Origin of the sequence: Sulfurimonas sp. (assembly GCF_027056685.1) — a bacterium.
Lineage (GTDB): Bacteria > Campylobacterota > Campylobacteria > Campylobacterales > Sulfurimonadaceae > Sulfurimonas.
The window spans coordinates 1-5,162 of the sequence record NZ_JALUKE010000056.1 but is presented as its reverse complement, the minus strand read 5'-3'; the positions used below and the strand labels follow the sequence as shown (position 1 = coordinate 5,162).

The window sequence follows — 5,162 nt, the reverse complement described above, 5'->3', positions numbered from 1 at the left end:
AGAAAAAACTATAACTCTATTCATAAAGTTTCAACCTATCACCAACTTTTATGAAAGAGCCTTTTATATTGTTTTGTGCTCTCAAATTTTTTAGGCTAATATGATGCGCCTTGGCTATAGAAAGCAAAGAATCACCTCTTTTTACCATATAGTATCGTCTTGTATTGAGTTTGAGTTTTCTACTTCTTCTAGCTATTGGAATTACTAACTTTTGTCTAACATGTAACATATTTGAGTGTAAATGATTAAAATCTTTTATGACTTTGTACGAAACACCATACCTTTTGCCAATGCGACCAAGACTCTCACCGTTTCTAACAATATGAATTTTATAAATATTGCGTATTGCTGTATCACGATATTTTTGTCTAAATTCTGCTAATTTAATATAAGGAATATATATATTATATCCATTTGAATAGGGAGGAGCAAAATTATAATTAAGTTGTCTATTTAACTTTTTTAACTCTTTTAAAGGAATATGAATAATATGAGATAATCTACTTAAAGAGGCACCAGGTGCTACTTTAACAGTAGAAATAGAGTAAGCATTAGCGCGGTTTAAAAGGTACTCATATTCACTATGCATAAGGAACTGTTCATTATTTCCAATAAGTGCAAGCGCCACAATCTTACGAATGTAGTAACGGCTCTCTTTAGGAATATATCTCTTCTTTTCATCAAGTAAAACAGAGAGTTTATCTGTTCCCGCTCTTTTAATAGCTTTATTAAGCGCCCCTCCTCCACAGTTGTAAGCAATGGCTGCAAGATACCACTTACCAAATCTTTTGTGCAGTGCAGAGAGGTATTTTGCTGCCGCTTCAGTTGATTTTACAAGATCGCGTCGCTCATCGACATACTCATCAATTTTCAGATGGTAGAGTTTCGCAGTTTTTGGCATAAATTGCCAAAGTCCAGCGGCTCTTTTATTTGAGTATGCTTTTGTTTGAAAATTTGACTCAGCCATCGCAAGATATAAAAACTCTTGTGGCACATCATATTTAGAGAGTATATTTTTAATAGCAGGAATAAAAAGATACGCTTCATTCATAGCATGAAAAAAATGTTTGTGTCTCCGAAGCGTTTTATCTTTCATTTTGTTCATAATCGGGTCATAAAGAAAAGTAGGTTCAATGTCAAATGAACTCAAAAGTGACAACTCTTTGTTGGAGTTTGTATCATATGTCAAATTAGCATATAAAAAAATTGGGAAAAATAGTAAAAACAAATATTTCAAAATAGACAATTCCTAATAATTAAATTTATGCTATTTTATCTAAAAATCCATTAAAAAAAAGTTTTAGAGCATTTTTCGTTGTTAAATCTTCTACTTCTTGACGTGGCATTTCTAAAAGTTCAGCCATCTTTTGCGCAACAAATGTTGTATAAAGAGGCTCATTTCTCTCCCCTCTGTGCGGAACTGGGGTTAAATATGGTCCATCTGTTTCAATGATAAGCTTCTCTTGTGGAATACGCGGCAAAATATTTACAAGTTTTTTTGCATTTTTAAAGGTCAAAACCCCTCCAATACCAAAGTAAAAGTTCTCATTTGCTAAACTCAGAAGTTCATCATCGGCATTAAAACAGTGCAACACACCGCCAACCTCTGCTGCGTTTGCATCTAAGAGTATCATTTTTGCATCATGCGAAGCATTACGAATGTGGATTATAAGTGGCTTTTTATACTTCTTCGCTATCTCTATCTGAGCACGAAAGACCTCGGCTTGTCTCTTTTTTTCAGCCTCTTTTTCTTCATCGCTTCCCTCGAGTCGGAAGTAGTCCATACCGCACTCACCAATGGCAACACACTTCTCATGCTCCACATACTTTGCAAAGTCCAGACCTACAAAACCATCCATATCATAAGGATGCACCCCTACAGCAAAGTAAACATCATCATAACGCTCGGCTATCTCAATGGCTCTAGGAAGCGTAGAAGCATCAGCCCCAGGAATGATGAAACGCTTTACTCCACCCTCTCTTGCACGGTTTAAAACTTCATCCAAATCATCTGCATATCTTTCATCGTCAAGATGAATATGTGTATCAATTATCATCTTTTTTCTTTCCTTCTCTTATCTTTTTAACATAGAGTATGTTGCGCACCATTAAAACTATAAAAATGAGCGACACAACAACAGAACCACCTGCAAGTAAAAAGTCACCTGAATGATAAAAGTTGTAGGCTAAGAAAAGCCCCAATATCGAAATTACAAAGCACATCTGTTTGCCTCCAAAAGCTCATGAGCAAACTTTTTCGCCTCTTGTGAAATGTTTTCACCGCTGATGATACGGGCTATTTCATTCACTTTTTCATCAAAGTTCAACTCTTTTGTTTTTGAAATAGTACCATCTTTATAGACCAAAAAGTGCTGATCTGCTGTAGAAGTGAGCTGTGGTTGATGAGAAATAACAAAAATCTGAAAATGTTTAGAGAGCTTTTTGAGCACTTTTGCCACGCTCATAGACTCTTCACCACTTAAGTTCGCGTCTATCTCATCAAGCATCAACACCCCACCATTACTGCTCATAAACTCCGACTTCAACGCTAATATAGCTAAACGCAGCCTGTTAAACTCACCGGTAGAGATTTTTGCAAGAGGCGTTGCGTTTAGCTTTATGTCGAGTTTGTCCACACCAAGAGGAGTAAAAGAAGTTTCACTCAACTCTAAACTCGCATCACGCAAATAGAGGCTTTTAAGGTAAGTATTTAACTCCTTTTCAAACGCAGTGAGTGCTTTTAAACGCAGCTCTGTCATCTCTTTTGCATTGTTGCTTATGCTTTGTAAAAATTGCTCATACTGCTCTTGCAAGACACTCTTTTCAAGCTCTATATTCTCATACTTTGCAAGTTCTATCTCTTTTTGCTTTTTGTACTCTAGCGCCTCTTCTATGCTGCCATACCTGCGTTTAAGACCACTTAATGCCTCTATGCGGTTCAGCACCTCTTCGACATCCACATCATCAAGCGCAGAAAAACGCTCTTGCGCACCATCGAGCACTGAACGCAGCTCATTCATAGCATCATCAAAGAAACTGCTCTGCGCATCGAGCGAGTCAAGCGCTGATGAGACTAAATGTTCATAGTTAAATATCTCATTTGCCCCCTCAATAGCCTCTAAAACTTTCTCTTTTTTAGAAAGCTCCTTTTTTATTTTCAAGAGTTCTTCATCTTCGCCCACACTCGGGTTTATTTCGGCTATTTTGTTTATCTCAAACGCAGCGAACTCTTTTAACTCTACTATTTTCTTCTCTTCTTCCTCTATTGCGTTTAGCTCTTTCTTTACATCCAAGTACTCTCTAAACGCAGCGGAGTAAGACTCTTTTAGCTTTAAAAATTTACGGTTTTTTACCCCAATTCGCGCATCTAAAATGCCAAGCAGGTTTTCATTTTCAAAGTCACTAAAATCTTTCAGGCTCAAATGACGCAAATAGTTCGATGCAACACTATTCATAGCTTTTTTAGAGAGGCTTTGGTTGTTTATGAAGTAACGAGACTTCTCTTTTTTGATGTGTTTAAAGACATTTATCTCATCATTTTCAATGCCGCAACTTTCTTCGTCTATCTCCCATGTGACACTAGACTCACACACAGCAGCATCGCAAGTCGCTCCACCCACAGAGGAGAGAATGGACTCCATAAGTATGGACTTTCCACTCCCGCTAGGTCCAGTAAAAACAACAAGTCCACTCTTAAGCTCAAGCTCACTCTCTTTAAAACTAAGGTAATCTTTTAAGTAAAATCTCTCTATCATTTTTTTGCCTTTTAAAAGTCTAATGGACTTATGAGTTTTGCTTTATTCATTTCTGAAACGACATGTCTGGCACTAAATGCCGACACTACCGTCGCTAAAGCGTAAGTGTAGTGCAACCTTAAATTGGTTTCAACAGATTTATGCCCTAAAAGCTCTTGGATACTTCTTAAATCTATACCTGCTTGTAGTAAGTGGGTAGCGTAACTATGTCTAAATATATGAGAAGTAACTCGTTTATTTAGATTTGCTTTTTGAGCGGCAATTTTTATGTTACGACCAAGTGTTTGTGGATGAATATGATGCCTTCGTTTTGTGTTACTTCTAGGATCTTTTGATATTTTATTCATTGGGAAAAGATACTGCCATTTTGTTTCATATTTTGCTTTTGGATATTTCTTTTCATATGCAAATGGTAAATATACAGTTCCATAACCATCAGCTATATCTTTTATATGTATTTCTTCTATCTTTTGTACTTGAACTTGAAGTTCATTTTTTAACTTTCGAGGGAGAGGGACTGTTCTGTCTTTTAATGACTTGGAATCCCATATGTAGAGTTTATCAAATCCAAAATCAATATCTTTTATGCGAATATTTAGGACTTCGTTCATTCTAAGTCCGCAACCATACATTAAAGTAACAACTAACTTATATATGCCAGTTAAATTTTGTAATACTTTTTGCACTTCTTGTGCTGTTAATACTACAGGTATGTGCTTTCGCTCTTGTGCTCTTAGTGCTTGAATATTCCACTCAGTGGTATCTATGCCTAAAACTTCTTTATATAAAAAGAGAATGGCATTAAAAGCTTGATTTTGTGTTGAAGGACTTACCTGTTTTTTTGTAGCTAAGAAGGTAAGATATTCTTCTATTTCATTTTTTGCCATTTCTACAGGATGCTTTTTATTGTGAAAGAATATATAATGCTTTATCCAATGCACATATGTTTTTTCAGTAGAGATACTGTAATGTTTAAAACGAATTTTGTCACGAACAATATCGAGTAGTTTTTTCTTAATATGCATAACATTTTCTCCTATTCTTAAGGAACAAAATGTGTTTTTATTGAGATTTTAAACAAATAAATGAACATTATGTTCAAATATCAGCTAATTCAGTAATAAAAACACACTTTATTTTTAAGCATAATAGTCAATATTTTAAATAATCATCAAAAATATGGCAAAACGCAATAAAATTTCAAGTTAACTAACATATTTTGTGTTCATTTATTTTTTAATATAGGAGTTGTTTATGTTATAATGTTCGTTGATAAAATAGTTGTAAGTTCCCGCGGAGCGGAAACTTACAACGGCGAAGCTGAGCTCTAAACGAGCCACCAACCTTTTGTCGTATTCCGCTACGCTACATACAACAAAAGGCAGGAGTCTCACATCAAAGTGTCTT

Annotated in this window: 5 protein-coding genes; all 5 read right to left on the bottom strand. The window is 35.5% G+C overall.

The window, feature by feature from the left end; translation table 11 throughout:
- Positions 1-16 precede the first annotated feature (16 nt).
- From MVY38_RS02050 to MVY38_RS02030, 5 genes are read right to left on the bottom strand one after another with little or no spacing between them, the layout of a single operon-like run.
- A complete protein-coding gene (locus MVY38_RS02050; protein WP_297483041.1) occupies positions 17-1,237 on the bottom strand; it encodes a lytic transglycosylase domain-containing protein in 1,221 nt (406 codons plus the stop codon).
- Between the two features lie 25 nt (positions 1,238-1,262).
- Entirely contained in the window at positions 1,263-2,057 is a 795-nt protein-coding gene (locus MVY38_RS02045) for a TatD family hydrolase (protein ID WP_297483038.1), read from the bottom strand.
- Positions 2,047-2,223, bottom strand: a complete 177-nt coding sequence (locus MVY38_RS02040; protein WP_297483036.1) for a hypothetical protein — start codon at positions 2,221-2,223, stop codon at positions 2,047-2,049. Before MVY38_RS02040 ends, MVY38_RS02045 begins: the two co-directional genes overlap by 11 nt.
- A complete protein-coding gene (locus tag MVY38_RS02035) occupies positions 2,211-3,755 on the bottom strand; it encodes an AAA family ATPase (protein WP_297483034.1) in 1,545 nt (514 codons plus the stop codon). Before MVY38_RS02035 ends, MVY38_RS02040 begins: the two co-directional genes overlap by 13 nt.
- 11 nt (positions 3,756-3,766) lie before the next feature.
- Positions 3,767-4,780, bottom strand: a complete 1,014-nt coding sequence (locus MVY38_RS02030) for an integron integrase (protein ID WP_297483032.1) — start codon at positions 4,778-4,780, stop codon at positions 3,767-3,769.
- Between the last annotated feature and the right edge of the window lie 382 nt (positions 4,781-5,162).

Coding starts and splice junctions, on each gene's coding strand:
- MVY38_RS02045 (WP_297483038.1), bottom strand. CDS start 2,057: ATGATAATTGATACACATATTCATCTTGACGATGAAAGATATGCAGAT.
- MVY38_RS02030 (WP_297483032.1), bottom strand. CDS start 4,780: ATGCATATTAAGAAAAAACTACTCGATATTGTTCGTGACAAAATTCGT.
- MVY38_RS02035 (WP_297483034.1), bottom strand. CDS start 3,755: ATGATAGAGAGATTTTACTTAAAAGATTACCTTAGTTTTAAAGAGAGT.
- MVY38_RS02040 (WP_297483036.1), bottom strand. CDS start 2,223: ATGTGCTTTGTAATTTCGATATTGGGGCTTTTCTTAGCCTACAACTTT.